This window comes from Prevotella sp. 885 (assembly GCF_002265625.1).
Lineage (GTDB): Bacteria > Bacteroidota > Bacteroidia > Bacteroidales > Bacteroidaceae > Prevotella.
The window spans coordinates 85,778-108,881 of the sequence record NZ_NOVE01000002.1; the positions used below are offsets into that span (position 1 = coordinate 85,778).

At 50.5% G+C, this 23,104-nt stretch carries 18 protein-coding genes and 1 tRNA gene; 13 read left to right on the forward strand and 6 right to left on the reverse strand.

Annotation, left to right across the window (positions count from 1 at the left end):
- Positions 1–48: 48 nt before the first annotated feature.
- From CHL74_RS01155 to CHL74_RS01210, 12 genes are all read left to right on the forward strand, one after another.
- On the forward strand, positions 49–900 hold the full coding sequence (locus tag CHL74_RS01155; RefSeq protein WP_094879298.1) for a glycerol acyltransferase: 852 nt from the start codon (positions 49–51) through the stop codon (positions 898–900).
- Positions 901–1,011: 111 nt separating this feature from the next.
- On the forward strand, positions 1,012–2,001 hold the full coding sequence (locus tag CHL74_RS01160) for a GNAT family N-acetyltransferase (protein WP_094879299.1): 990 nt from the start codon (positions 1,012–1,014) through the stop codon (positions 1,999–2,001).
- A 1,140-nt stretch (positions 2,002–3,141) separates the two neighbouring features.
- Complete coding sequence (gene sufB, locus CHL74_RS01165; RefSeq protein WP_094879300.1) at positions 3,142–4,596, forward strand: Fe-S cluster assembly protein SufB; 1,455 nt, start codon at positions 3,142–3,144, stop codon at positions 4,594–4,596.
- A 15-nt stretch (positions 4,597–4,611) separates the two neighbouring features.
- The gene (locus CHL74_RS01170) at positions 4,612–5,730 is read left to right on the forward strand and encodes a hypothetical protein (protein ID WP_141241189.1); all 1,119 of its coding nucleotides are present in this window, start codon (positions 4,612–4,614) and stop codon (positions 5,728–5,730) included.
- Positions 5,727–6,320 carry a DNA N-6-adenine-methyltransferase gene (locus tag CHL74_RS01175; protein WP_094879302.1) on the forward strand — a complete coding sequence of 198 codons (594 nt, stop codon included), beginning with the start codon at positions 5,727–5,729 and terminating at the stop codon, positions 6,318–6,320. Before CHL74_RS01170 ends, CHL74_RS01175 begins: the two co-directional genes overlap by 4 nt.
- Before the next feature lie 16 nt (positions 6,321–6,336).
- On the forward strand, positions 6,337–7,155 hold the full coding sequence (locus tag CHL74_RS01180; RefSeq protein WP_094879303.1) for a hypothetical protein: 819 nt from the start codon (positions 6,337–6,339) through the stop codon (positions 7,153–7,155).
- Positions 7,156–7,276: 121 nt separating this feature from the next.
- Positions 7,277–8,032: a Fe-S cluster assembly ATPase SufC gene (gene sufC / locus CHL74_RS01185; protein ID WP_094879304.1), complete on the forward strand. Its 756-nt coding sequence runs from the start codon at positions 7,277–7,279 to the stop codon at positions 8,030–8,032.
- Positions 8,032–9,375 carry a Fe-S cluster assembly protein SufD gene (gene sufD, locus CHL74_RS01190; RefSeq protein ID WP_094879305.1) on the forward strand — a complete coding sequence of 448 codons (1,344 nt, stop codon included), beginning with the start codon at positions 8,032–8,034 and terminating at the stop codon, positions 9,373–9,375. The genes sufC and sufD overlap by 1 nt, the downstream gene beginning before the upstream one ends.
- 95 nt (positions 9,376–9,470) lie before the next feature.
- Complete coding sequence (locus CHL74_RS01195; protein ID WP_094879306.1) at positions 9,471–10,685, forward strand: cysteine desulfurase; 1,215 nt, start codon at positions 9,471–9,473, stop codon at positions 10,683–10,685.
- Positions 10,686–10,708: 23 nt separating this feature from the next.
- Positions 10,709–12,268, forward strand: coding sequence for an ATP-binding protein (locus CHL74_RS01200; protein WP_094879307.1), 1,560 nt, complete (start codon positions 10,709–10,711; stop codon positions 12,266–12,268).
- A 102-nt stretch (positions 12,269–12,370) separates the two neighbouring features.
- Positions 12,371–13,159 carry an alpha/beta hydrolase gene (locus CHL74_RS01205; protein WP_094879308.1) on the forward strand — a complete coding sequence of 263 codons (789 nt, stop codon included), beginning with the start codon at positions 12,371–12,373 and terminating at the stop codon, positions 13,157–13,159.
- Positions 13,160–13,217: 58 nt separating this feature from the next.
- Positions 13,218–13,772 (forward strand): NUDIX hydrolase, encoded by a 555-nt coding sequence (locus CHL74_RS01210; RefSeq protein WP_094879309.1) that lies wholly within the window; start codon positions 13,218–13,220, stop codon positions 13,770–13,772.
- Here CHL74_RS01210 and CHL74_RS15470 read toward each other — a convergent pair.
- The 4 genes from CHL74_RS15470 to CHL74_RS01225 form a co-directional block, all read right to left on the reverse strand.
- On the reverse strand, positions 13,714–14,037 hold the full coding sequence (locus CHL74_RS15470) for a hypothetical protein (protein ID WP_141241190.1): 324 nt from the start codon (positions 14,035–14,037) through the stop codon (positions 13,714–13,716). The two genes, CHL74_RS01210 and CHL74_RS15470, sit on opposite strands and share 59 nt — an antisense overlap.
- A 231-nt stretch (positions 14,038–14,268) precedes the next feature.
- Positions 14,269–16,545 (reverse strand): calycin-like domain-containing protein, encoded by a 2,277-nt coding sequence (locus tag CHL74_RS01215; protein WP_094879310.1) that lies wholly within the window; start codon positions 16,543–16,545, stop codon positions 14,269–14,271.
- A gap of 241 nt (positions 16,546–16,786) precedes the next feature.
- Positions 16,787–19,087, reverse strand: coding sequence for a polyribonucleotide nucleotidyltransferase (gene pnp, locus CHL74_RS01220; protein ID WP_094879311.1), 2,301 nt, complete (start codon positions 19,085–19,087; stop codon positions 16,787–16,789).
- Between the two features lie 139 nt (positions 19,088–19,226).
- The gene (locus CHL74_RS01225; RefSeq protein WP_094879312.1) at positions 19,227–20,996 is read right to left on the reverse strand and encodes a S41 family peptidase; all 1,770 of its coding nucleotides are present in this window, start codon (positions 20,994–20,996) and stop codon (positions 19,227–19,229) included.
- Positions 20,997–21,252: 256 nt separating this feature from the next.
- Between CHL74_RS01225 and CHL74_RS01230 the strand changes: the two genes are divergently transcribed.
- Positions 21,253–21,326: transfer RNA gene (locus CHL74_RS01230), tRNA-Asn, on the forward strand.
- Between the two features lie 157 nt (positions 21,327–21,483).
- On the opposite strand, the gene CHL74_RS01235 is transcribed toward CHL74_RS01230, so the two are convergent.
- Entirely contained in the window at positions 21,484–22,395 is a 912-nt protein-coding gene (locus tag CHL74_RS01235) for a helix-turn-helix transcriptional regulator (RefSeq protein ID WP_094879313.1), read from the reverse strand.
- Between the two features lie 55 nt (positions 22,396–22,450).
- A complete protein-coding gene (locus tag CHL74_RS01240; protein ID WP_094879314.1) occupies positions 22,451–23,083 on the reverse strand; it encodes a ribonuclease HII in 633 nt (210 codons plus the stop codon).
- Between the last annotated feature and the right edge of the window lie 21 nt (positions 23,084–23,104).

Genomic DNA, 23,104 nt, shown 5'->3' on the forward strand with positions numbered 1-23,104 from the left:
AAAGATATGTTATTTTTGCACTGAAATAATTATCTACGTGCAAAAATAATGGGTGAGATAACAGAACACACAATCGACATAGACCGCATTCTTTCCGACAAGATGGGGCGCCGCGCTCGTTACGTGCCGCGCTTCCTGGTGTCGTGGCTTAAACGCCTTATCCATCAGGATCAGGTCAATAAGTTTATATGGGAAAGCCGTCACCTCAGCGGGGTGGAATGGCTTGAGGCGTGCGTGCGCTACCTGAAGATGGACATCGAGATTGTGGGCAAGGAGAACCTGCCAGCCGCTGACGACGGACGCCTTTACACCTTCGTCTCCAACCATCCGCTTGGTGGTCAGGACGGCGTGGCTCTCGGAGCTGTCATCGGACGACACTACGACGGACGCTTCCGCTATCTGGTTAACGACCTGCTGATGAATCTCCCCGGACTCGCCCCAGTATGCATCGGCATCAACAAGACGGGACGCAACGGACGTAACTTCCCCCTTATGGTGGAGGCGGGATTCAAGAGCGACAATCACATGCTGATGTTCCCCGCCGGACTCAACAGCCGAAAGCAGAAGGACGGGTCAATACATGACATCCCGTGGAAGAAGACGTTCATAACGAAGAGCGTTGAATTTCAGCGCGATGTGGTGCCCATTCATTTCAGCGGCACCAACTCGAAGCGCTTCTATCGCATCGCCAAGTTCAGCGACCGCTTCCTGCCGTTCAATCTTGCCATGCTGTTCCTCGTGGACGAGATGTACAGGAACGTGGGCAAGCACTTCCGCATAGACATCGGCAAGCCCATCCCGTGGCAGACCTTCGACCGCAGCCGCACGCCGGCACAGTGGGCTGTATACGTGGAGAACATCGTATACGACCTGCCCAAGACCAATGGAGGCGGAGCTTAACGCCGACACGCACACGACACACCCCACCAAATAAAGATAATGAACAGCCGTTCCGGAACATAGCCATACAGACTGCCGGAAAGACACATACATAGAAGAATAAGAGAGATAATGGAAGAGCCAATAATCCAACCCGTTAGCAAGGAGATTCTCAAGAGTGAGCTGACACCTGAGCGCCAGCTCCGTATGACCAACAAGAGCCATAACGAGATTTACATAATCACAGCCCATAACGCGCCCAACGTGATGCGCGAGATAGGCCGACTTCGCGAAATAGCGTTCCGCGAGGCAGGCGGAGGCACAGGCAAGTCGATGGACATCGACGAGTATGACACCTGTGAGAACTGCTACAAGCAGCTCATCGTGTGGAATCCCGAGGCGGAGGAGATAATAGGCGGCTATCGCTACCTGCTTGGCTCCGACTGGCAGTTAGACGAGAACGGTCAGCCATTGCTGGCCACCAGTCACATGTTTCATTTCTCAGACAAGTTTCTGCGCGACTACATGCCCTACACCGTGGAGCTCGGACGTTCTTTCGTGACGCTCGAGTATCAGAGCACGCGCCGTGGAGCCAAGAGCCTTTTCGCCCTTGACAACCTCTGGGACGGTCTCGGAGCGCTCACCGTCATCCAGCCTGACGTCAAGTATTTCTTCGGCAAGATGACGATGTATCCTTCCTATATCCGCCGTGGACGCGACATGATTCTGTATTTCCTCAAGAAGCACTTCGACGACAAGGACAACCTTATCATCCCGCTCAAGCCGCTCAAGATTGAGACGCCTGAGGAGGAGCTGCGCCAGCTCTTCTGCGAGGACGACTTCAAGAAGGACTATCTCATCCTCAACCGCGAGATTCGTGCCCTCGGCTATAACATCCCGCCGCTCGTCAACGCATACATGTCGCTCTCGCCCACAATGAAGCTCTTCGGCACCGCCATCAACTACGGTTTCGGCGACGTGGAGGAGACAGGCATCCTCATCGCCGTGGACGAAATTCTCGAGAGCAAGCGCGTCCGCCATATCGACTCCTTCATAAAGGAACATCCTGAGGCTCTGAAGATTACGAGCGGAGCCAACAATGTTATTTACAAGGATAAATAATTGGTTCGGAGTGTCTATGGGCGCAAATCCTTTTATTTGTGCACAGCACGCGCCCATAATCGGAAAAACAAGTAAAACACAAGGTAATAAGTAAAGAGATTGGAAGACAAGGCAAACATAGGAGGCTATGGCGTCCCGCCGTAGCCACGCAGCCTTCTATGGCAGCTTATCAATCAGCGCCGTGTAATACGTAACTTTGTACCACGCCGTGTCCCGAGGGGACACGTATCTATCAGAAACCCACTGCAAGCTCCGAAGGAGCGCAGCTGTGGGATAAGCATCACCTCACCCTCTCTTGGTTCCGCAAAGCGGGACCGACTATCATCCTCAACATCATAGGGGATGTGTCAGTCCCCCTTCGGGGAACTATATTTCGATGGAGGTGACGCACATACCCACAGCTGCGCTGCTTCGCAGCTTGCAGTGGGTTTCATGATATAGGTCCCGCTTCGCGGAACCAGCAGCTCATACTCAATCTGCTGTCGTCCGTGGGTGCGTGGCTACGGCTATGCAAATATCGTACAAAGAGTAAAAATCCGTTACAAAATAAAAATTGATTCTAGAGTTCCGGATTGCTGTTTTTACGGTGTTTTGCTGTGCAAACAGCACCCACGCCATACGATAGCGCCACTTTTACAGTCCAATAGTGCCACTATTAGACTGTAAAAGTGGCGCTATTGCATGATAATAGTGGCACTATTGGAGTGTAAAAGTGGCGCTATTGCAACCCTATGAGGCTTGTTTAGCCTGTTATTCATTGCACACTTCTCTTCTTGGTAGCGTAATCTACAGAGTGTCAGTATGTTGTCGCTGCACGCTCAAAACTCGAGAATTTCGCACCAAAGATTTCGTTGTGCGTTCAACTCGCAGTATTGAGCGTCAGGAATGCAAATATTGTCTTTGGCGAACCGCCAAAGAATTAGGAATTTTGAACTTTGGATTTTGAATTGTTCTTGGCTTCGCCTGCGATTTTGAATTGTTCACTTAATCTACTTGCCTGAACTTTAGCAAGTTCATTTATTAAAATTATGCAAATCCTTCGCATAATCATTACAAAATCAGTAAATTTGCATTTTGAAAAGAATATGGGCGTATTGCGTCCGTTCCACTCAGGCTGACCCCGCCGAAATAAACAGAACAATGGAAAATAAAGATACAAAAAATGCGTTTGTGCGCCAGGTGGCAGAACAGAAATACGAGTACGGATTCACCACCGACGTCCATACTGACATCATAGAGAAAGGACTCAACGAGGATATCGTAAGGCTTATCTCCAGCAAGAAGGGAGAGCCGGAATGGATGCTCGAATTCCGCCTCAAGGCGTTCCGCCACTGGCAGAAGATGGAGCAGCCGACATGGGGACACGTTCACTTGCCCGAAATCGACTATCAAGCCATTTCGTATTACGCTGACCCGCTGGCGAAGAAGCCCTCTGAAGAGAAGAAGGAGATCGACCCTGAGCTGATGAAGACCTTCGACAAGCTCGGCATTCCCCTGGAGGAGCGTCTGGCGTTGAGCGGTGTGGCAGTGGACGCTATCATGGACTCCGTGTCCGTGAAGACCACCTTCAAGCAGCATCTTGCAGAGAAGGGTGTGATATTCTGCTCCATCGGCGATGCCATAAAGGACCATCCCGACCTCGTGAAGGAATACTTGGGAAGCGTGGTGCCTTATCAGGACAATTTCTTCGCTGCTCTTAACAGCGCCGTCTTCTCTGACGGCTCGTTCGTATACATTCCCAAGGGCGTGCGCTGCCCGATGGAGCTTAGCTCCTACTTCCGCATCAACGCACGCAACACAGGACAGTTTGAGCGTACGCTTATCATTGCCGACGACGACGCCTATGTCAGCTATCTGGAGGGTTGCACAGCACCGATGCGCGACGAGAACCAGCTGCATGCTGCCATCGTGGAGATTGTCGTAAAGGACAACGCAGAGGTGAAATACTCCACCGTGCAGAACTGGTATCCGGGCGACGAGAAAGGAAAGGGCGGTGTGCTCAATCTCGTCACAAAGCGCGGCGACCTGCGCGGTGTCAACTCAAAGCTGTCGTGGACACAGGTGGAGACCGGCTCAGCCATCACATGGAAATATCCGTCATGCGTTCTACGCGGCGACGGCTCGCAGGCTGAGTTCTATTCTGTTGCTGTCACCAACAACTACCAGGAGGCGGACACCGGCACGAAGATGATACACATGGGCAAGAACACCAAGTCGACAATCATATCGAAGGGCATCTCTGCCGGACACAGCCAGAACTCGTATCGCGGACTCGTCCGTGCCACAAGCAATGCCGACAACGCACGCAACTACTCGTCATGCGACTCGCTCCTGCTCGGCTCGGAATGCGGTGCCCACACCTTCCCTTACATGGACATCCATAACGACTCGGCTGTCGTGGAGCACGAGGCAACAACCTCAAAGATATCCGAAGACCAGCTCTTCTACTGCAACCAGCGTGGCATCCCCACCGAGCAGGCCGTCGGACTTATCGTTAACGGATATGCCAAGGACGTGCTCAACAAGCTCCCGATGGAGTTCGCCGTAGAGGCGCAGAAGCTGCTGAGCGTGTCGCTTGAGGGAACAGTCGGATAATTAGAAAATTTAAATATGAGTTATCAATCTATCGATTCTTTGCAAAATGTATTGAAAAATGACGTGTTCTCACATACAAAAGACGCAAAAAAAGCTGCAGGTCGAGCCTTGGGCACAATGGTGGAAATCATAACCTACTATTTGCTTAGGGAGTGGGGATTGTGTGACTATATTTCAATAGAAAGAGGACTGCCAGAGTTTGGTGATGAAGAAATATGTCACAATGTGGAGTTTACTCTACACCCTATATTGCAATTATCAAAAATAAAGATGGAGGAGGAATCTCCCCTTACTGCGACAAAGATAATAAAAGCATTGGGAGAAGATGTAATGGGGGATTTTTCTCAGAAGAAATCGAATAAACTCATAGATTCAAACAATGTCTTAAGAAATTCGTGTCTATTGGCAGAAAATAATGAAAGCTTGTTGGTTGCGAATTTACACAAAGAAAGAATCGGAAAGTCTATTCATGTAGCCAAACAGTATCATTCTCCATTTGCAATGGTGGAGTGTAAACGTGTTGGTGTAGAGGAAGGCTGTAAGAAAGGTCCGCAAACCATAGAGAAAGCCAAACAAGGGGCTTATGTTGCACAGATGACATCTTCTCTACAAAAAATATGGCTTAACGGTCAACGTTATGGACTGATATGTGAAGAAGGAACACCACTTATCAAACCTTATGATGAACTTCTATATGAAATTGTAAACAACGACAAACCATTAAAAAAGTTCACATTATCAATCGGTGTTGTTAGCAACCATGGCAACTGGTTTACAGCTGAAAATAAAAATAAGGAGATGAAAGTTTTAGCAAATTCATATGATTGGCTTCTATTCTTAACAGATGCAGGTCTTTCTGAATTTGTTACTTCCTTGCTTCTTAAGCCCACCCTAAAATATCAGGTTGTAAAAAAAGCCTTTGCATCCAGCTATAAAGAAGGAAAAAAGGCTAATGTTTTTACAAAAACAAAAATAAACAAGGATGCACATGATGCACTCTGTGAGTATTTCTCTAAAAACATCAAGAAAATTGAGGGATGGTTTAATGTCATATCTCCAGAGGGTAATCATATTGACAACCTAAAAACAGCATTGATTAACATGGCAAATAAGAATTGGGAGGAAATCTTATGACAGCAGGTAGACATGTGAACACATTAAGCCAGTCTTGGGGGACACCACCTAAATATATCAATGCGGTGAAAAGTTTTTGGGGAGGACATATTGGATTAGATCCATGTTCAAATGAGTATTCTATTGTCAATGCAGACATTGAATTCATGTTGCCAGAAAAAGATGGGTTAAAAGAAGAATGGAACAGCAAAACCATATATGTAAATCCTCCATACGGAGCAGATCGCAACCGAGGAACTACCATTAAAGATTGGTTGGCTAAATGTGTTGATGCTCATAAAAAATATGGTTCAGACATTATAGCTTTAATTCCTGTTGCGCCAAATACAGGACACTGGAAGAAGTTTATCTTTGGACAAGCTGATGCAATATGCTTCTTATATGACACAAGACTTCGTTTTCTTGAAAACGGACAAGATACAGGAAAAGGCGCGCCAATGGCATGTTGCCTAATATACTGGGGAAGAGATAGTAATAAATTTATGTCACATTTCATAGAGTACGGAGCAACCGTAAATATTTCGAATTTACATCAATGTGAAATTGGGGTGGACAAGAAAATCCAAACTTTACAATTTGCTCCATATTAAATAAAGTAAATAGATTATGTTCAACAACATTCTCTTAACTACTATGCTCTTTGCTGTCCCTATTTCTATGTCCGCCGCCAATGACGAGGAGCCGTCATCACGCCGTTGGGCTGTCATCGCCGGCATGCACCTCTCTTGTCCGACGACAGCCGTCAATGAGCAGTCTGGTCAGTATGCTGACAAGGCAGCCTCGTTCGGTTCGGCTGAGGGCAATGTGATGGTGGAGTATTATCTTCGTAATCCTCATTTCTCCGTCGTGGGCGGATATAATGCAGAGACGATGGAATGGTACGGGAGCGACGTTGACGTCACGATGCACAACATAGCGCTCGGCGCACGTTATTATCCGCTCTCCACGGCTTGCGTCATACAGCCATACGCCGCCCTCATGACCTACACCAACGTAGGTCAGAGCAACGATAGGGGCACTATGAGCAGTTCGGGAGGAGGCTACAGCTACGAGCGACGTTACGAGATAAGCTCTCCGCGTGTGAGCGTAGCCCCAACGGTAGGCTTCGACTGCTACATCTTCTCCTCCTTAGCGTTGGAGTTTCAGTACGGCTTCCCGTTAGCCATCGACGGCAAGACCAATGTCAGCACCACATACGGCGGACAGCAGACCGCATACCGCATGCGCTCAGACATGCACCGCCACAACATACAGATAGGCGTGAAGGCGACGTTCCCCCTCCGCTTCACCACAGAAGACGGCAACAGTCTCTTCCGCATGATCTATATGGCACTCGGCATATACGACCCTGACGACGATCCCAAACCGGAAACAAAGAAGGAACGCCGCAAGTCGAGCCTGAACAAGGTGCTCAATTCTTATTAATAGCAAGTAGTTAGTAAATAGTCAAGTAGTTAGTAAATAGTATAGAAAGGCTTAAAGAGGCCCAAAAAGGCTTAGTAAGGCCCAATAAGGCCCAAAGAGGCCCAGAAAAAACAACCAAGATATGTTAGAAGTTAAGAACCTCCACGCCACCATTGCTGGCAAGGAAATACTCCGAGGCATCAACCTCACAATCAAGGATGGCGAGATACACGCCATCATGGGACCTAACGGTTCAGGAAAGTCAACGCTCAGCGCCGTCCTCACAGGCAATCCTCTCTATGAGGTGACAGAGGGCGAGGCATGGTTTAACGGCAAGAACCTCATCGAGATGAAGCCAGAGGACCGCGCCAACGAAGGTCTGTTCCTCTCATTCCAGTATCCCGTGGAGATACCGGGCGTATCGATGACCAACTTCCTCAAGGCTGCCGTAAACGAGAAGCGCAAGTATCAGGGACTGCCCGAGCTGAAGGCTGGCGAGTTCCTCAAGCTGATGAACGAGAAGCGCAAGATTGTGGAGCTCGACTCGAAGTTCACACGCCGCTCCGTAAACGAGGGATTCTCGGGCGGCGAGAAGAAGCGCAACGAGATATTCCAGATGGCTATGCTCGAACCGAAGCTCGCCATCCTCGACGAGACCGACTCTGGTCTGGACGTTGACGCCATGCGCATCGTGGCTGACGGCGTTAACAAGATGCACACAGCCGAGACCTCAGCCATCGTCATCACACACTACGAGCGCCTCCTCGACATGATAAAGCCCGACGTAGTGCACGTTCTCTATAAGGGCCGCATCGTAAAGACCGCCGGACCGGAGCTGGCAAAGGAGATAGAGCAGAGAGGATACGACTGGATTAAGGCAGAAATAGGAGAAGAATAATGGCTTCAGAAAAACAATATACCGACCTCTACCGCGAGTGCCGCAATCAGATCTTCGCTCACAGCGCCGACGTCATGAACGCCGTGCGCGACGCAGCGTTTGCCGATTTCGAGCGCTTGGGATTCCCGACACGAAAGGTGGAGCGTTACAAATACACCTCCATGGACAAGCTCTTCGAGCCTGACTATGGACTGAACATCAACCGCATACAGGTGCCGGTAGACCCGTACAAGGCGTTCCGCTGCGACGTGCCGAACATGAGCACTTCACTTTACTTCATCGTCAACGACGAGTTTCGCGCTGCCTTGCAGCCCAAGGAGAACCTTCCCGAAGGCATAACCGTGACATCGCTCTCGGAATATGCCAAGGAGCATCCTGAGTTTGTGGCAGAACATTACGCCAAGCTGGCTAAGACCGATGAGGACGGCATCACCGCTCTCAACACAATGCTGGCACAGGACGGACTGCTCATTCACGTGGAGAAGAATGTGGTGGTGGACAGAACGGTGCAGATCATCAACATCCTCCGTTCCGATGTAGACCTCATGGTCAATCGTCGTGTGCTCATCGTGATGGAGCAGGGCGCCAACGCCAAGTTCCTCTTCTGCGACCATGCAGCCGACGACCACGCTTTCCTCGCCACGCAGGTGATAGAGGCGTATGTCGGACAGAACGCTTCGCTCGAACTCTACTGCATGGAGGAGACACACTACAAGAACACACGCGTGTCGAACGTGTACGTGGAGCAGCAGCGCGACTCACGATTCAATCATAATGTCATCACCCTGCACAACGGCGTAACACGCAACCGCCTCGACGTGCAGCTCAAGGGTGAGGGTGCCGAGTGCTGGTGCAACGGATGCGTCATTGCAGACAAGTCACAGCACGTAGACAACAACACGCTCATTGACCATCAGGTCAGCCATTGCACCAGTCACGAGCTTTATAAGTACGTGCTCGACGATAAGGCTACGGGCGCTTTCGCGGGTCGCGTGCTTGTGCGCCACGACGCTCAGAAGACCGTCTCAGAGGAGGTCAATCAGAACCTTTGCGCCACGAAGACAGCACGTATGTATACGCAGCCGATGCTCGAGATTTACGCCGACGACGTGAAGTGTTCGCATGGATCGACGGTAGGTCAGCTCAATGACGCCGCTCTCTTCTACATGCGTCAGCGTGGTATCAGCGAGAAGGAGGCAAGGCTTCTGCTTGAGTTTGCCTTCATCGGAGAGGTGATAGACAAGATCACCCTTGAGCCGCTGCGCGACCGCCTCCATCATCTCGTGGAGAAGCGCTTCCGCGGCGAACTGACAAAGTGTGAGGGTTGCAAGCTCTGCAAATAAATTGAAAATTGAGGATTGAGAGTTGAGAGTTATGATATGTAATGGAATCATAACTCTCAACTCCCAACTTTCAACTCTTAACTTAATATACGCAAATGTACGATATAAATAAAGTCCGCGCCGACTTCCCGATTCTCTCGCGCACCGTATACGACCGTCCGCTTGTCTATCTCGACAACGCCGCCACCACGCAGAAACCGCTTTGCGTGCTCGATGCCATGCGCGACGAATATCTCAACGCCAATGCCAACGTGCATCGTGGCGTGCACTATCTCTCGCAGCGTGCCACCGACCTTCATGAGGCAGCGCGCGAGACGGTGCGCCGCTTCATCAACGCGCCCAAGACGGAAGAGATAATCTTCACACGCGGCACGACGGAGAGCATCAATCTGGTGGTGTCGTCGTTCTGCGAGGCTTTCATGGGTGAAGGCGACGAGGTAATCATCTCTGCGATGGAGCACCACAGCAACATCGTGCCCTGGCAGCTCCAGGCTGCAAAGCGCGGCATAGCTCTGAAGGTCATTCCGATGGACGACAGCGGCAAGCTGGACATGGAGGCTTACGAGAAGCTCTTCTCTGAAAAGACGCGCATCGTCAGCGTAGCCCACGTCAGCAATACGCTCGGAACGGTAAATCCCGTCAACGACATCGTCCGCATTGCCCATGACCATGGCGTGCCCGTCCTCATAGACGGAGCGCAGTCTACGCCCCACTTCGCTGTGGACGTGCAGGCTATGGACTGCGACTTCTTCGCCTTCTCAGGTCACAAGATATACGGTCCGACCGGCATCGGAGTGCTTTACGGTAAGGAGGAATGGCTTGATCGTATGCCGCCTTATCAGGGTGGAGGCGAGATGATAGAGAGCGTGAGCTTCGAGAAGACCACCTTCGAGAAGCTGCCGTTCAAGTTTGAGGCTGGCACGCCGGACTACGTGGCAACGCACGGACTCGCCGTAGCGCTCGACTATGTCACTGCTCTCGGCATGGACAACATCGCCCGTCACGAACACGAGCTTACCGAATACTGCATGAACCGCATGGCAGAGATTCCCGATATGCGCTTCTTCGGCACCTCCGAAGGCAAGGACGCCGTAGTGTCCTTCCTCGTAGGCAACATCCACCATCTTGACATGGGTACGCTTCTCGACCGTCTTGGCATCGCCGTCCGCACCGGTCACCACTGCGCCCAGCCCGTAATGGACCGCTTCGGTGTCCCCGGCGTAGTACGTGCCTCCTTCGCCCTATACAATACAAAGGACGAAATAGACACTCTCGTGGCAGGCATCAAGCGAGTTAGCCAGATGTTCTAAGAATAAAAGAAAGACAGCAAACTATGGCAAAAAAACTATATCCGATAGGCATCCAGACGTTCGAACTGATACGTAAGGACAATAACGCTTACGTGGACAAGACGGAGTATGTGTATGACATTACGCATACCAATGGTAAGTACTTCTTCCTGAGCCGTCCAAGACGTTTCGGCAAGTCACTGCTGCTGTCTACAATGAAGAGTTATTTTGAGGGACGAAAGGATTTGTTTAAAGGTCTTGCCATAGAAGGATTGGAGAAGGAATGGGCTGAATATCCCGTGATGCTGTTGAGTATGGCAAGCGCTAAACATTTGGATGCTGAAAGTCTGCAGCGATATCTTCTTTTCTTATTAAAAGACAATGAGGAGAGGTTTGGGATAGAGTGTGATGCAGCTGAACCCAATCTTAGATTGGCAAACTTGATAAAGAGTGTATGTCAGAAGACAGGACGTCCCGTTGTTGTGCTGATTGACGAATATGACGCACCGCTTCTTGATGTCGCGCACGACGAATCACGGCTTTCAGACCTCCGCAATGTGATGCGCAACTTCTACAGTCCGCTTAAGGACTGTGATCCGTATCTGCGTTTTGTGTTTCTCACAGGCATTACCAAGTTCTCGCAGATGAGCATCTTCAGCGAGCTTAACAATATCGTCAACATCAGTATGCAGGAAAGGTATGCCGGTATCTGCGGCATAACCAAAGACGAACTCCTGACGCAGATGTCTGACGATATAGACAGCCTTGCCAGCCAGCTTGCCATTACGAGAGAGGAGACAATAGATCAACTTACGTCCAACTATGACGGCTATCACTTTACGTGGCCGTCGCCGGATGTATTCAACCCTTATAGTTTGCTCAGTTGTTTTAGTGAAGGTAAGTTTGGTGCTTATTGGTTTGGAACAGGAACACCGACATATCTCATAGAGAAGATGCGACAGTTTGGTACGCTTCCTTCGGCAATGGACCGATTCTATGCGCCAAGCTCGTCCTTTGATGCTCCCACCGAAACAATGACCGACATAACGCCATTGCTCTATCAAAGCGGATATGTCACAATTAAGGGCTATGATGAGGATATCGACCTATATACACTTGAGATTCCAAATAAGGAAATAAGGGTAGGGCTATACAAGAGTTTGCTGCCAAATTATCTTAATACCGGGCAGACTCAAAGTCTGGTGACAATAGCCCATATGGCGGGTATGATAAAACAAGGCGATATGGATGGTGCTTTCCGCTTGTTGCAGACGTTCCTTGAAAGCGTACCTTATTGTGACAATACAAAGTATGAAGGACATTGGCAGCAGCTAATGTATATTGTCTTTGCCTTGCTTACACATTATCGCATAACTGTGGAGCAGCGAACAGCAAAGGGACGCACAGACATTACGCTTGAAACCGCTGACCATATATACATTATGGAACTGAAGTTCGGCAGCTCTGCTGATGAGGCTCTTGCGCAAATCAAAGACAACCGTTATGCTGAGGCTTTTGCTATGAGAGGAAAGAAGATAGTGAAGGTGGGCATCTGCTTTGATGTGAATGCGGAGCGAAATATAACAAAATGGATAATTGAATAAGACGTAGTCTTGACGTTCAAGATTCTATATAACAATAATAAGAATATAAAATAAGAAATAATAATGAAGAAGAACCTGAAACCCCTTTTCGCCTTACTGTTGATGGTCCTTGCAGTAGTTCCGGCTCTCGCGCAGCGCCATTTCTCGATGGACATCTGGCAGGCTAAGGCTCCTTATAAGAACGCACATGCCGACACGGCACGCATACATGTATATCTTCCGGACAGCAAGAAGGCTACGGGAAGGGCTGTTGTGATTTGTCCGGGTGGCGGTTATGAGCACCTTGCCATGCAGCATGAGGGCTATGACTGGGCGCCGTTCTTCAATAATATGGGCATCGCTGCCATCGTATTGCAGTACCGTATGCCGGACGGCAATCCTAAAGTGCCCGTCAGCGACGCTGAGGAGGCTATACGCACGGTGCGCCGTAACGCTAAGCAATGGCATATTGATGCGGACGATTTGGGAATAATGGGATTTTCTGCCGGCGGACATTTGGCTTCTACCATAGCGACACAGGCGAAGCCGGACGCAAGACCGAACTTCCAGATACTTTTCTATCCGGTCATAACAATGCTGGAGGGATATTGTCATCAAGGTTCGCGCGAAAACCTTCTTGGAAAAAATGCGCATAAGAAAGAGGAACAGAAGTATTGCTCAGACCTGCAGGTTACACGCGTAACGCCGCCGGCTTGCATTCTGCTTTCTGATGATGACCGCGTGGTGGAGCCGATGAACGGCGTCAACTATTATTCGGAGCTTTATCGTCATGACGTGCATGGCTCGCTATTTGTCTATCCTTCGGGAGGACACGGTTGGGGAATGATGCCGTCATTCAAGTATCATGTGGAGATGCTCCTCGACCTGAAGGCTTGGCTCGAGTCGTTCTAAAAAGAGCAATGGAAAGAAAGATTAATGTGAAAAGATTGTTTCAATAATTATTATACAGATGCATCCGTTAGAGAAATTCGAGTACTGCCCGAAGTGTGGCAGTCATCATTTTGTAGAGTCTGGAGCTACAAGCAAGAAGTGTGAGAACTGTGGTTTCGAGTATTTCATGAACGCAAGTTCAGCCAACGTGGCTATCATCAAGAACGCCAAGGGCGAACTGCTCGTAGAACGCCGCAAGAACGAGCCGGCAAAGGGCATGCTTGACCTGCCTGGAGGCTTCGCCATGCCGGGCGAGACAGCCGAGGAAGGAGTGCGCCGTGAGGTTCTTGAGGAGACTGGACTTGTGGTAAAGGATGTGAACTATCTCTTCTCACTCCCCAATGTCTATCGTTACAGCGGTATGGACATTCACACTCTCGACATGTTCTTTACCTGCGAGGTGGAGGACGAGACCGTGATGAAGGCGTCTGACGATGCCGCCGAGTGCATGTGGGTGGCTCCCGACGACATCCATACAGAGCAGTTCGGACTGCGTAGCGTGCGCTGGGGTCTCATCACTTACCTTGAGCGTCAGATAACTCATCGTCCGGAGAATGGTGAGGCGCTGCTATAACAAGCGTCGCAATGAACCATACAAAGACAGCCACATGTACGAGCAATGACTCGTACGTGAAGAATGCTGCCATGACGAATGCCACCTGGGCATGCAGATAGCGTAGGGTCTGACGCATAGTCACCTCGCTACCGAGTATGCTGGAATAGTATTGCCGTAACCACTCGAATGGAGATGTTACGGCTTTTTTTGTGCTCTTTACCAAGGCACGCAGTGATGTTGTTGCGATAGGGGTTTTGTGCTGAAGGGTGATGTTGCTTGCCATAGTCGTATAGTTGTTAGTTAATATTATTGTGAACGTCGATATATAATGTATTTTCTATATCTTTCGCTTGCAAAATTATCGGAATATATGGAATCAACATTTCAATCACCATATTTGTTTGTTAATAATAAAAAATCCCTGCATCGCAGTTATTGGACGAAACTGCTGATGCAGGGATTTCTCTTATGTGTTACTGACGGATTGTCAGTTGCTGATTAAAGGCTGTTGTCTTTACTTGATGATTATCTTTGTGGTCTTGCCGTTAGCCTGACGCACGATGTTCAGACCCTTCTGCAGCTGGTTCTGGCGTACGCCGTCAGCGCTGTAGATGTCGGTGATGGTGGTGTCGTCAGTTGCTGTTTCGATGCCGGTGGGAGTGAACTTCTCGCCGAACACTACGGTTATGCCGTAAGAAGGATAGCTCTCTGCGTAGCCGCCGAGGTCGAAGAAGAAGCGTCCGTAGAACTTGTCGCCCTGGCTCTTTGCTCTGGTCAGTGTCACGTAAGTGATATAGCCTTCCCATCCGCTCTGCTGCATAGCATATTCTGCCTTCTCAGCGCTGTATGTTGTAACGCCGTTTTCGTCGGTCTCGCCGTCAGCCACGAATGTGATGGCGTCCTCGCCGCCGATGTTAGGCACGCAGAATGTGTACTTGTTGTCGCCGTTAGGACGTACTGTGATGGTTGCTGACTCAATCTCCTTGTAGTCCTCGCCGCTGGTAACCTTCATAGTACCCGTGTAGACCACAGCCGGTGTGATGGGCTTGCCGAAGACAAGGCTTACGGGCATGTCGCTCAAAGCCATACCGTTAATCTCGAAGTAAAGCTCTTCACCGGCGATAGTACCCTTGAGGCTTACGTTTTCGAGTATTGTCATAGCTGTAGAAGGCGAGTTCTCGAAGGTTGCCTCCAAGCCGTTAGCGTCGATGACGACGTCGCCACCCTGCTTTGTATAGGGCACTTCCTTGATGATAAGATTACCCATATTGGCGTCGCCGGTGGTCTTGAACTGTACGTTGCTTATCATGATATCGGCGAATCCGTCACCGTAGTTGGTGACTGTCATTACCTTGTCTGTATAGCTCTGCTCCTCCGAGCTGAATGTTGTGGTGAGCGTATTTGTGTATTCGTTTACGGCAGGTGTGTCCACGTAGTATGAATATACTGCCTCCTTGTCGCCGAGCTGCATTGTGAAGTCGCCTGCAAGGAATGAGGTCTGACCGTAGAAATCCTTGATGCTTGCGCGGATTTCCTGACCCTTAGTGAGTCCGAGTGAGCTTGCCAGCTCGCCTGCTGTCTTAAGAACAGCGTTGGCTGTGGTGTCGTTGATGACTATGAAGCTGCTTGAGTTGTCGCCTGAACCTTCTGCAAGGTAGCCCTTGATGTTTGTGAACTTGAGGCTACCGAGATACTTGCCGTTGTGCGAGAGATCCTTGAGGATGATGGTGTAAACGTCGTAGTCGGTGGCTTGGAGGCTGATCTGAGCAGCGTCAAAGCGGCTGTACTTGCCGTCAAGTAGCATCTTAGCCGGGGCTGTATACTCTGTTGCGTCGGTTGCTTCGAAGGCAGTCTTCACCACACGGGCTGACTTATATGTAGCGTTACTACGTGTAGAACCCTCCTGGCTACCGAAGTGGAGTGTGTTATGATAGTAGAGCTTGACGAGCTGACCGGCGTCGAACACCTGCTGACCGTTGATGCGCAGACCGTACTGATAAGAGAAGTCGATGTTTATCTCGCCCTCAATGTCGGTCAATTCCTTAGAATACTTCCATGCTCCGTATGAGGCATTGGATGAGATATACCAGCAAGTGAGAGTCTTTGTGGCGGGAGTGTAATAGATGTGGATGTTTCCGGCGTTGGCTACGTTAGAGAACCAGGCGTTGATGTCGGTACCGATGGAAGCCACGTTCTCGTTCTCAGCGTCAGCGGCGCAAGTGGAAAGGTCAACCACTGCTACGAACTTCTCTGCATAATGGTCGATGTCGAAGTCCCAATCGAAAGCCTTTCCGGCTGGCTGATATCCGTCTTCGCCTACAACCTTATCAGTGGAAGCAGCTGGGAAGTCGTCCTCTCCGAACTCCACCTTAAGCTGTGTGTCGCGTGAGAACATCGTGATGAGGCCGTCCATAGTGGCGTAAGCCTTCTCGTCGTTCATCTTTACGAACACGTCTGTCACGCCGATAGAGGAGATGCCCATGCCCGATGACGTAACCGCACCGGTGAGAAGCTTGCCCTCAATGGTGGTGATGCCGTTGGCAGTTACGCCGTCAAGGTCAGAGAAAGTGAACGTACCGTAGTTGTCCTCATAACTGCCGTCTTTGTTGATGATGTTGTTGAACACCACGTCATACTTGCCGTTGCCCTTGTCGGTCACGGTGATGGTGGCGTTGTCCATCTCAGAGGGTTCGAGATAACCCACGGTCACGATGCGGTGGCCGGTGAATGTGGTTGCCATTGCCGTCAGTGTTAAGACGAGCAATGAAAGAAGAGTAAAGATTTTCTTCATGATTAATAGTGCGTATAAGTAATGTTATGTTTGTATTTTCTTAAAAACTATCTTAGGTTTTAGCTGTTTGTTTAATTAGCAATGCAAAGTTATAAAAAAATATTCTGAACGCAAAGAATCCCTGTATTGTTCTTTTTAATACTTCCGAACACAAAAAATCCCTGCATCGCAGTTCTTGGACGAAACTGCTGATGCAGGGATTCTTTTAATTATATTACTGATTTACTTTCAGTTCCTTTGATTAGATGTCACCGTTGTGGTCGAGTGAGTCGTTGAAGTCCTTCGGCTCGTGACGCTCACGGTTTTCGCGGCGTCCGTCGCGGCGGTCACCGCGCTCTCCACGGGGACGACGCTCTCCGCGCTCACCACGCTCTCCACGGGGGCGGCGCTCACGCTCTACGTATCCCTCCGGTTTCGGGAGGAGGATGCGGTGAGAGAGCTTATACTTACCAGTCTTCGGATCAATCTCCATGAGTTTCACCTTGATCTTGTCGCCTTCCTTGATGCCAGCCTCCTCTACGGTCTCGAGACGCTTCCAGTCGATCTCTGAGATGTGGAGCAGTCCGTCCTTGCCCGGCATGATCTCTACGAAGCAGCCGTAAGGCATGATAGAGCGAACAGTACCCTCGTAAACCTCGCCAACCTCAGGGATGGCAACGATGGCCTTGATCTTGCCGAGAGCAGCGTCAATGGCGTCCTTGTTAGGAGCAGAAACCTGCACCTTGCCTACGCCGTCTGCCTCGTCGATGGTGATGGTAGCGCCTGTATCTTCCTGCATCTGCTGGATGATCTTGCCACCAGGGCCGATAACGGCACCGATAAACTCCTTCGGTATCTCAATCTGGATGATGCGCGGAACCTGCGGCTTCATCTCGGCACGCGGCTCAGAGATTGTCTCCATCATGCAGTTGAGGATGTGCTCACGACCTGCCTTGGCCTGCATAAGGGCCTTCTCGAGAATCTCGAAGCTCAGACCGTCGCACTTGATATCCATCTGTGTGGCTGTAAGACCCTTGCGTGTACCGGTGGTCTTGAAGTCCATATCGCCAAGGTGGTCCTCGTCGCCGAGGATATCGCTAAGCACTGCGTACTTCTCCTCGCCCGGGTTCTTGATCAGACCCATTGCGATACCTGAAACGGGAGCCTTCATCGGAACACCAGCGTCCATGAGGGCGAGAGTGCCGGCACATACAGTAGCCATTGATGAAGAACCGTTCGACTCGAGAATCTGGCTTACGAGACGTACTGTGTAGGGGAAGTCTTCAGGAATCTGACCCTTCAGACCGCGCCATGCCAAGTGGCCGTGACCAATCTCACGACGGCCTACACCGCGCTGAGCCTTAGCCTCGCCAGTACAGAACGGCGGGAAGTTATAGTGGAGGAGGAAGCGCTGGTAGCCCTTCTCGAGCACGTCGTCAACGAGCTTCTCGTCCATCTTGGTACCGAGAGTACATGTAGAGAGGCTTTGTGTCTCGCCACGTGTGAAGATTGAGCTTCCGTGAGGCATAGGCAGCGGCGAAACCTCGCACCAGATAGGACGGATGTCAGTGGTCTTACGACCGTCGAGACGCTTGCCCTCGTCGAGGATGCAACGACGCATTGAGTCGCGCATAACGTCGGCATAGTAGCGTACCATCTCTGCGTGCTTCTCGTCAAGCTCCTCAGGAGTAAGCTCTGTGTGAGCAGCATCGTAAGCTTCCTGGAAGTCAGAGAGAATCTTGTCGAAAGCTTCCTCGCGCGACTTCTTGTCGTGGTCGCCAGCCTCTGCGATAGCATAGCACTTGTCGTAGGTCTCCTTACGAATCTGCTCGCGCAGCTCCTCGTCGTTAACCTCGTGGCAGTACTCACGCTTAACGTCAGTGCCGAGCTCCTTAGAAAGCTCAGTCTGGAGTTCGCACATCGGCTTGATGGCAGCCATAGCGGCCTTCAATGCACCAATCATGTCCTGCTCCGAAACTTCCTTCATCTCGCCTTCCACCATCATGATGTTCTCGGCAGAAGCACCAACCATGATGTCCATATCTGCCTCCTTCATCTGCTCGAAGGTCGGGTTGATAACATATTCTCCGTTGATGCGAGCTACGCGCACCTCAGAGATGGGGCATTCGAAGGGGATATCTGAACAAGCCATAGCGGCTGAAGCTGCGAATCCTGCGAGAGCATCAGGCTGGTCAACGCCGTCGGCGCTGAGGAGCATGATCTGCACGTACACCTCTGCGTGATAGTTAGAGGGGAAGAGCGGGCGGAGCACACGGTCTACGAGGCGAGATGTAAGAATCTCGTTGTCGCCTGACTTGCCCTCACGCTTTGTGAAGCCGCCAGGGAAGCGACCTGCTGCTGAATACTGCTCTTTGTAGTCCACCTGCAAAGGCATGAAATCTGTTCCGGGAACTGCATCTTTTGCGGCACAAACAGTGGCGAGAAGTACGGTGTTGCCCATACGCAGTACAACACTTCCGTCGGTCTGCTTTGCCACTTTCCCGGTCTCAATGCTGATGGTTCTGCCATCAGGCAATGATACTGTCTTTGTAATTACGTTCATCTAAAGTTTAAAATAACATCAAAAAATTTAATATGTGACAAAGTTAGTCATTTTCAGTGGGATTAAAGAACAAATGACAGACATTTTAGATTTTTTGTGGTTTAGCGCTCTTTGCGCCCCATTTCTAATGTCTTCGTTCTTACTTCTTCTTGTTCTTTGACTTTCCTTTGTTTTTGTCTGTGGTTTTCTTGTCGGCAGCTTTCTTGCTGTCCTTCTTGCTGTCTGCTGCTGTCTTCTCCTCTTCGGGAGTGGGCTGGAGCAGCTTTTCGTAACGCTCCTTGTCGGTGAGCAGCTTCACAGCCTCTGCGTACTGATTGTCATAGCGCAGCGAATTTTCTATCATGCCACCCTCAAAGTAGTATGCAGCCATGATGTCCGCGGCTAATATCTCCTTCAGCTTCTTCTTGTTGTAGGCATAGTCGAGGTCTTTCTCTATGTTGTGCTTCAGCTTCTTCTTCAGCGCCTCAAACTCGTCCTTGGCGTCATTGTAATATCCTTCGAAGCGTGCAAGGTCCTCCAGATCCTTGAGATACTTCTCGCTGATCTGGTCGTACGTGAATCCGCTCTTCAGCACAGCCTGCTTGAATGCCTCGTAGTCTGCTTCCGAAACCTCGAAGTCGGCGGGCTTTGCCACGGTAGGATGTGATGCCATATAGTCTATTTCGTAATTGAGCATCACGTCAGTGGTGTCTGCGCGCTCCAGATAGTAAGCTATGTTGGGCAGCGAGTCAGCCTTTACTTCCACGTCAGGCTTGATGCCACCGCCGTCGCGAACGATGCGTCCGCGTGCCGTGCGGAATTCATGCGTGAGCGAGTCTGCCACTTCCTGCGCCACGTATCCGTTGTCCGTGTGCTTGTATTTGCGTGCCTGGATGCAGCGTCCCGAAGGGATATAGTATTTTGCTGTGGTCAGCTTCAGCTTTCCTGCGTAGGGCAGAGGCACGTTGGGCACCTGCACCAGTCCCTTGCCGTACGTTCTTGTTCCCATCACCACGGCGCGGTCGAGGTCCTGCAGCGCACCGCTCGTAATCTCACTGGCGCTCGCCGTTCCCTCGTTTACGAGCACCACGATGGGCATAACCGTGTCGATAGGTTCAGCCGTAGTCTTGTATTCACTGTTGGCGTTCTTCACTTTTCCCTTCATACTGAGCAGATGCTTGCCCTTCGGGAGGAACATATTCAGAATCTGTATCGCCTCGCTTACCGATCCGCCGCCGTTGCCACGGAGGTCCAGAACGAGCGAAGTCATGCCGTTGTTCTTCATGTCGAGCACGGCGCGACGCACGTCCTTGGCACTACCTTCCACAAACTGGTTGTAGTTGATATATCCCACGCCATCCTTCTGCACGCCGTAATAGGGGAGGTAAGGCAACTGTATAGCCTCGCGCTGAATCTTCAGCGTCATCTTCTTGCCGGTCGAAGGACGCAACACCTTCAGCACCATCGTTGTGCCGGCGTCGCCTCTTAGGTGGTCAGACACGTACGGTGTCATCTTGCCTTCCATCGATTCGCCGTCGATGCTGAGGATGATGTCACCCTTGCGCAGTCCCGCCTTGGCGGCAGGCATACCCTGGTAAGGCTCGTTGATTACCACCTGCTTGCGTGTGAAGCTGTAGCTGATCATGGCTCCGATGCCGGCATACTTGCCTGTAAGCATTTGCTTATACTCGCCCGCCTTGTCCTCCGGATAATATTCCGTGTAGGGGTCGAGCGAGTGGAGCATGGAGCGGATGGCTGTGCCCACCACATCGTCAGCGTCAATCGAGTCGACGTAAAGCAGGTCCAGATTCTTGTATGCTGCATTGAAAATCTCAAGGTTCTTAGCCACCTTGAAATTATGGTCACTGCTGTTTTGCGCCGTCATCGACAGCGAGAGGAGCGTCAGGGCGATAATAAGAATTTTGCGCATGATGTATGTGTTAAGTATAATGTATCTGTTAATATATATGTGTAAGTTGCTATATTAATGCAAAAGTACTACTTTCGGTTAGTATTCGTCCATAAAAACCTGTTTTTTTTCTATTATTTTGGTCGCTTTGGGCACAAATGTGAATTAAAAGAATAGAAAAGTTGAAAAAAAAGTTGCAAAAGTTTTTGAGATTAAAAATTTCTTCATACCTTTGCATCCGCAATCAAGCAACAATAATTGCTTAGCTGCCAAGAATGCTTCAATAGCTCAGTTGGTTAGAGCACCTGACTGTTAATCAGGGGGTCGTTGGTTCAAGCCCATCTTGAAGCGCTAAAGAGTAAGCCTCGCAAGCAACAGCTTGCGGGGCTTTATTCGTTTATGGCTGTTGCCTAGGAGGCTATGGCGAGACGCCATAGCCTCCTATGTTTGCACTGTTTGCTCATTTATAATTTCACCGATAAACAGGAATTTATCTGTATCTGAGGTTTCAGCAAATCTCCTTTCTTGCCAACATTCCTTCTATCTTCTTCCTCACATACTCCTTAAATTCCTCGCAGCCCAATATCTCGATGTCGTCGTAGAGTCCGATGACGAAGCGACCAATGCCGAGGAACGACACTACGTCAGCGGAGAAGAGCCACTTGTCTTCGCCGTCGCTTGAGATGCAGTCTTCGGACTGAGGGTATTCTTCTATGAGGAGATTGTGCGAGAGCTGACCAAGACGGAGGTCGATGCGGTGGCGCGTCTCGCCGGAGAACATGAAGATGTCGGTGTAGATTTCCTTGTGGCGGTCCTCGAAAGCCCAGGGCACATCCAGTATCTCCACCCATCCCGTCCTCGATAACTTGAACGTCTTGTTGATGTGTGAGCGGATTTCGTGGCAGCGGATGTCGCGACAGTCGTTCATGAAGAGGTACGGCTCGACGATGCGGTCAGAAACGGTGTGGCTGTGTGGCGACGAATAGTCGTGTAGCATCACCATCTGACGTGTTGCCATCGCTTCCTTCAGCTTTGTTATGCTGGCGTTCACGCGTCGCTCAAGGTCTGGGTTGGCGCGGTTAGGGAGATTGAATGTGCGCGTCAGCTTCTGCCTCACCGACTGCGCCGTATAGTCCTTGCTGTCCGTGAAGTCCAGTTTACGGCATATATAGTCAGCCTCCGCTTCCGAGAGCGCAATGTTCTCGTGCAGTCGGCGGAAGAACGATGATGAGCGGTCGAGGCGGTAGCACGTGCCGCTCTTGATGAGATTAAATCCGCAGTCGCGAAGATAATCGAGATAATAATACACGTTTCGTCTTGTGATGCCAAGACGGTCTGCCAGCTGTTGGGTAGTATAATTGGCATTGTCCGTGAGCAGGAGTATTAGGTCCAGCTCACGGCCATATTTGTCCATGCGCATAATATAATAATGTAAGGTTAGTGGGGGAGGTTTTGTTAGTGGTGGTTGGTGTGGGTCAGTCCTCGAACTTCATTTCCAGTTGGGTGCTGCCGAGAAGGTTATAGCTCATTCGGTGGTATGGCGACGTGCCGTGCTTCTGTATGCCTTCACGGTGGGCACGTGTGGGATATCCCTTGTTCCGCTTCCAGTCGTAGAAGGGCCATTCCTCCGCTATGCTGTCCATATATTCGTCGCGGAATGTCTTGGCGAGGATGCTGGCAGCAGCGATAGACTGATACTTGCCGTCACCCTTTACGATGGTGGTGTAGGGGAGGTCTTGGTAGGGCGTAAACCGGTTGCCGTCCACGATGATGGCTTGCGGACGCACTTTTAGCTGGTCGAGTGCGCGGTGCATGGCAAGGAAACTCGCATTGAGGATATTTATGCGGTCTATCTCCTCCGGCGTGACGATGCCGACAGCCCAAGCCACGGCGTCGCGTACAATCTGGTCGCGCAACTCGCGACGACGCTTCTCGCTGAGCTTCTTCGAGTCGTTAAGGGCGGGATTGTCATAGTCGGGTGGAAGAATGACAGCGGCAGCATACACGCTGCCAGCCAGACAGCCTCGTCCAGCCTCGTCGCAGCCAGCTTCTATGAGGTCGGTATAGTAATGGGGTAGCAGATGATTGGGAGATTCTTTCTTGTTCATGTCGGATAATTTAAAGCACCC

Bases quoted from the DNA above. Each gene is read 5' to 3' on its own strand.
- CHL74_RS01235 (WP_094879313.1), bottom strand. From the start codon at position 22,395: ATGCGCATGGACAAATATGGCCGTGAGCTGGACCTAATACTCCTGCTC.
- CHL74_RS01205 (WP_094879308.1), top strand. From the start codon at position 12,371: ATGGTCCTTGCAGTAGTTCCGGCTCTCGCGCAGCGCCATTTCTCGATG.
- sufD (WP_094879305.1), top strand. From the start codon at position 8,032: ATGGCTTCAGAAAAACAATATACCGACCTCTACCGCGAGTGCCGCAAT.
- CHL74_RS01240 (WP_094879314.1), bottom strand. From the start codon at position 23,083: ATGAACAAGAAAGAATCTCCCAATCATCTGCTACCCCATTACTATACC.
- CHL74_RS01215 (WP_094879310.1), bottom strand. From the start codon at position 16,545: ATGAAGAAAATCTTTACTCTTCTTTCATTGCTCGTCTTAACACTGACG.
- sufC (WP_094879304.1), top strand. From the start codon at position 7,277: ATGTTAGAAGTTAAGAACCTCCACGCCACCATTGCTGGCAAGGAAATA.
- CHL74_RS01175 (WP_094879302.1), top strand. From the start codon at position 5,727: ATGACAGCAGGTAGACATGTGAACACATTAAGCCAGTCTTGGGGGACA.
- CHL74_RS01170 (WP_141241189.1), top strand. From the start codon at position 4,612: ATGAGTTATCAATCTATCGATTCTTTGCAAAATGTATTGAAAAATGAC.
- CHL74_RS01225 (WP_094879312.1), bottom strand. From the start codon at position 20,996: ATGCGCAAAATTCTTATTATCGCCCTGACGCTCCTCTCGCTGTCGATG.
- pnp (WP_094879311.1), bottom strand. From the start codon at position 19,087: ATGAACGTAATTACAAAGACAGTATCATTGCCTGATGGCAGAACCATC.
- CHL74_RS01180 (WP_094879303.1), top strand. From the start codon at position 6,337: ATGTTCAACAACATTCTCTTAACTACTATGCTCTTTGCTGTCCCTATT.
- CHL74_RS15470 (WP_141241190.1), bottom strand. From the start codon at position 14,037: ATGGCAAGCAACATCACCCTTCAGCACAAAACCCCTATCGCAACAACA.
- CHL74_RS01160 (WP_094879299.1), top strand. From the start codon at position 1,012: ATGGAAGAGCCAATAATCCAACCCGTTAGCAAGGAGATTCTCAAGAGT.
- CHL74_RS01210 (WP_094879309.1), top strand. From the start codon at position 13,218: ATGCATCCGTTAGAGAAATTCGAGTACTGCCCGAAGTGTGGCAGTCAT.
- sufB (WP_094879300.1), top strand. From the start codon at position 3,142: ATGGAAAATAAAGATACAAAAAATGCGTTTGTGCGCCAGGTGGCAGAA.
- CHL74_RS01195 (WP_094879306.1), top strand. From the start codon at position 9,471: ATGTACGATATAAATAAAGTCCGCGCCGACTTCCCGATTCTCTCGCGC.
- CHL74_RS01155 (WP_094879298.1), top strand. From the start codon at position 49: ATGGGTGAGATAACAGAACACACAATCGACATAGACCGCATTCTTTCC.
- CHL74_RS01200 (WP_094879307.1), top strand. From the start codon at position 10,709: ATGGCAAAAAAACTATATCCGATAGGCATCCAGACGTTCGAACTGATA.